At 46.5% G+C, this 1,517-nt stretch carries 3 protein-coding genes and 1 pseudogene; 3 read left to right on the forward strand and 1 reads right to left on the reverse strand.

All coding sequences use genetic code 11. The annotated features are described in order from the left end of the window. Positions 1-471, forward strand: a 471-nt coding sequence (locus FEK42_RS22660; RefSeq protein ID WP_276609146.1) for a ribonuclease domain-containing protein, incomplete at its 5' end; no start/stop codon positions are given. Beyond that, a complete protein-coding gene (locus FEK42_RS22665; protein WP_167852512.1) occupies positions 471-800 on the forward strand; it encodes a barstar family protein in 330 nt (109 codons plus the stop codon). The genes FEK42_RS22660 and FEK42_RS22665, both read left to right, overlap by 1 nt. 56 nt (positions 801-856) lie before the next feature. Here FEK42_RS22665 and FEK42_RS22670 read toward each other — a convergent pair whose 3' ends face one another. Then, a complete protein-coding gene (locus tag FEK42_RS22670) occupies positions 857-1,099 on the reverse strand; it encodes a SymE family type I addiction module toxin (RefSeq protein ID WP_135492022.1) in 243 nt (80 codons plus the stop codon). Between the two features lie 14 nt (positions 1,100-1,113). On the opposite strand from FEK42_RS22670, the pseudogene FEK42_RS22675 reads away from it, so the two are divergent. Continuing rightward, positions 1,114-1,517, forward strand: a pseudogene (locus tag FEK42_RS22675) (RHS repeat protein); the annotation flags it as partial.

The raw sequence follows: 1,517 nt of genomic DNA on the forward strand, positions 1-1,517 counted from the left end.
CCGGATGTCGGGCGGTTCATGGTAACGGATCCGATAGGGCTGGCGGGAGGAATAAACCTTTATGCTTATGCGCCTAATCCGCTGGGTTGGAGCGACCCGCTTGGGCTAAAATGTTCTCATTCTGCTAAAAATCCGAAAGAATTCCATGCGGCTGTAAATGAGAAATGGGGACATAAAATGACCCCAGCAGAAATGAGGGAAGTACAAAAAACAATAGATAGAATTAAGTCAAATAAGCCATTTTATTCAAATGATGGGACGACGTTTGGTAATACACATACTATAGGTAATCCTAATAGCCAGCGTCTTAATACTGGCAGTGGGCCATATAAAGAATGGACTGTAAAAACACCTAATGCTGGAGGGAATGGAGCAAGACGTATTGTTTTCGATACCTCTACAGGAAAAGCATACTATACTAATGATCACTATGATTCATTTATTGAAATCTCTCTTGGAGGATGGAAATAATGAAATTAGGGAGCAGAGTATTAATTGATTTTTACAAAGTAAAAACAATGGATGATTTTTACGATCAACTATCTGAAAAGTTAGGCTTTCCTGAATATTTTGGTAGAAACGGTGATGCCCTGATCGATTGTCTTTTTAGCTTACGCTATCCACAGGATGAAATGACATCTATACATGTAAATAGTGATGAATATTTACTGTTAGAATTAAGAGGATTTTCTTCCGTTGAACAAAAAATAAGAGATACTTTGGTTACAAGTATTGAGTTTGTTAGTAAGAAATGTAAAGAGAAAGGGCAAGCTCCTTCTATTGTTCTATTATTAAATTAATTGGATAGCATTAATTATAAACCGGGAAGGCCTTAAATCTTCCCGGTTTTTTATATTTAACACTCGTTAAACACACTCAACATCCCGTCACGCATCCCCTTCACCACCTGTTTAACCTGATAAAGTTCCCTGCGCAGTTCCTGTACTTCGTTGTTATCCGCAAGCAGGATCAGGAATCCTTCCGAGATCTTCACGGTAACGCCCGTGCCGATCTCAAATCCCGCTTCTCTCAGCCATTTGGCGCTGATTTTGATCACCGGCGTGTCGCTGCGGTTGGGCAGATGCTGCGCTGGCAGCACGACGGGCAGAGTCGGACGGTTGCCGCCAGGCGTACCGTTACAACGCGCTGAACGCGGTCACGGAAGTGGTGTTCACCGGGGACCGGGGCGGTGAAATCCGTCACCGGCTGGCGCGTGATGCGGTGGGCCGGCTCACGGCAAAGGAGACAGCCGACAGCCGTACGGAATACGTCTGTGATGCGGCAGACCAGCTACTGGAAATCCGCCGCCGGCGGTCGGATGCCGGGGAAACAGACGCACCGGAGATTATCCGTTTCAGTTACGACAGACTGGGGCGGATGCTGACTGAGGAGACGGCACAGGGCGTCTTAACCCATCAGTACGATGAACTCAGCAACCGGACTGCCACCACCTTTCCGGACGGCAGAACGCAGCGCCATCTGTACTACGGGAGCGGACATCTCCAGCAGATAAATCT

The sequence above is a fragment of the Escherichia sp. E2748 genome (assembly GCF_005781125.1).
GTDB lineage: Bacteria > Pseudomonadota > Gammaproteobacteria > Enterobacterales > Enterobacteriaceae > Escherichia.

What these genes read in the sequence shown, in the direction of transcription:
- FEK42_RS22665 (WP_167852512.1), top strand. Translation starts at nt 471, where the DNA reads ATGAAATTAGGGAGCAGAGTATTAATTGATTTTTACAAAGTAAAAACA.